The organism is Moorena sp. SIO3I6 (assembly GCF_010672095.1).
Window position 1 is genome coordinate 1 of record NZ_JAAHHU010000640.1, and the last position, 2540, is coordinate 2540.

At 40.9% G+C, this 2540-nt stretch carries 2 protein-coding genes; one reads left to right on the forward strand and one right to left on the reverse strand.

The annotated features are described in order from the left end of the window. Positions 1 to 88: 88 nt before the first annotated feature. Complete coding sequence (locus F6K49_RS40710) at positions 89 to 1948, reverse strand: reverse transcriptase domain-containing protein (protein ID WP_293083389.1); 1860 nt, start codon at positions 1946 to 1948, stop codon at positions 89 to 91. A 57-nt stretch (positions 1949 to 2005) separates the two neighbouring features. Here F6K49_RS40710 and F6K49_RS40715 point away from each other — a divergent pair, with 57 nt between their 5' ends. After that, on the forward strand, positions 2006 to 2170 hold the full coding sequence (locus F6K49_RS40715; protein ID WP_293106617.1) for a hypothetical protein: 165 nt from the start codon (positions 2006 to 2008) through the stop codon (positions 2168 to 2170). Positions 2171 to 2540: the final 370 nt, after the last annotated feature.

The following is a 2540-nucleotide window of genomic DNA, read 5'->3' on the forward strand; positions in this document are numbered from 1 at the left end:
TTTGGCGGGTAAGGCAGGAGATGTTACCATCTCCTCCTCCCCTAAGAACCGGACTTGAGACTTTCACACTCATCCGGCTCAAGCCTATTCAGTCCACCCTTTTGTGTAGATGTTTATTTTTGGCTTTATGACAGTGTTGGTGTAGAATCATTAGATTCGCCTTGCTGTTGTTGCCTCCATCCCTGATTGGCACTATATGATGTACCTCGAACGCTTCGTCCAAACAAATTGGCTTTCCGCATATAGGGCATATGCCTTTTTGTCTGGTGTAGATTTGTTCATATTTGCTGCCTTTAGCGAATTTGGTTTTACCCCATTTCGTTTGGCGCTTTTTCCAGTATTCGATTAGTGTGGGGTCAAATGGTGAATTTTTCCCTTTTACCTTCTCAAATCTGATTATAGGTACATCCTTGGCAGCGTTGACTAAGACTTCTCTGTTCTTCCTTTTACCTTTGATGTCGGCATATGGATTGTGAGGGTCTTGGTCAATTTTTGTGTAGTACTTCCGTTTAATCCATTTCCAGGACTTCTTAGGATGTTTCCTTTTTAGGTACCTGTATATGGCATCTAATACCTCTTTCCTGATTTTCGAAAATGTCTTTTTGGAGCATACAAAACGGTAGTAATTTAGCCATCCTCTGATTTTAGAGTTGAGTCTATTTAACACCGTATCGAAGCTCAACACTCTTCCTTCATTCTTGAGATATTCCCGTATATTGGTTAGGAATTCTTTGGTTTCCTTCTTACCAGGTATTATGAAGCATGAGTAACACTCTTCTTCTTTTAATTTGGCATTAGGGGAAGGTATCCGTTTTGCATTAGGTTTGGCGTTAATTCTCATTTTGTGAGCAAAACGTTTATACCTGTTGCTTCCATACCTGAGTGTCTTGCCTTTGAATTGCCGTATATCAAATCCGAGGAATGAGAATCCCTCTTTTCTGATATCTCTGATTTGAGTCTTAGCTTTATTCAGTTTCAATCCTCTTTGGGCTAACCATGATTCTAACTGAGGGATTATCTCTTCAAGATTTTCCCTGGTTTGACTGGTTATAACAAAATCGTCCGCATATCTAGCAAATTTATATTTGTTTACCTCCTTTTTCTTTTTGATGTCCTTGCCCCTGTTTCTGGTTTTATATGTAATGGTTTCCATAGGTTTGGAAATCCATTCCTGTATACCATCCAGTGCAACATTTGCTATTAGTGGACTTATTATTCCGCCTTGAGGTGTCCCTGTTTTGGTTTCAGAGAATTTGGTTTCTTCCATGTATCCAGCCTTTAACCATTTCAGTACGACGTTCCTTTTTGGAAATCCTTTTATCTTCTCGATTATGAATTCATGAGAGATATTGTCAAATGCAGCTTTGATATCTGCATCTAGCACCCATCTGTGAGAACTCCCTTTCTTCAAGGTTGAGAAGACATCTTGGATGGCATCGTGACAACTCCTTCCGGGTCGGAATCCGTAACTTCCTGGTTCAAAATACACTTCAAATACCGGTTCATATGCCATTTTTAGGATGGCTTGACCAATTCGGTCGTTTATGGTGGGTATTCCCAGAGGTCTTTTCTTACCGTTCCGTTTCGGTATGTATATTCGCTTGGTTGGATTTACTTTACTCCAGTTCCACTTTTTAATTAGGTTGGTTCTCTGTTCATGAGTTAGAGCGGTTATTCCGTCTACTCCCGCAGTTCCCTTGCCTTTATTAATCTGTGTTACCCTTTGTATTGCCAGTAGTAGTGCTGATTTGCTGTTTATTAACAACTTCATCAGGTTTACTACTTTTTTCCAGCTGCCATTAGATTGGGTAAGTTGGGTGGCCTTGAATATTCTCTTTTGAATTTTGAATACCTGGCGGTTGACAATTTTCCAATTAATCTCTTGCCAGTCTTCGATTTCAGTACCGTTACCGGTTCCACTTCTCATCTCCGTAATATTCTTTTTCAAGGTGTTGAATATTCTGATTAGACCAACTGGACGTCAGCTACCTCTCGGTATGATTCATTGAATCTATGTATCCGGTTATATCCTTTGGATTTTCCCGTTGACTTTCGTCTTGATACCATTCGCTTCTTCCAGTCTCCTGTTCCCTGTCAACTCTCGGTTTCATTTACAATCCACTTTGCCGTGAAGGCAGTTGAAAAGTCAGGGTTTTCCGTGTTCATCTGAATGAAGTTTACAACTGTCTTTAGGTTCGTTCCATACCCCGGAATCCTTCGTTGCATCAAGTTTAGTAGACGCACGACTAAACTTCTTAGTAACGGATTCGTTGTCATTTTGACTACGGTGTTTCAGTCACTTTCACCATTTAAATGTAACGAGGCGGCAAACGTTCACTTTCGTTAACCATTGTCAGTCTTCCTGCGAGCAATAATGGTGGTGTGACTCCACTTTCAATCACCTTTCCCTTTCGGGACTTTATCGAGAATCTGCACACAGGTTCCGATTACTCTTCCCCTCTCATCTCGGCAGGCTGAGGGATGCACTCCTCAGAAAACCATTTCAGGTTTCGATTCATTCAGACGCTTTCACGTCGCAC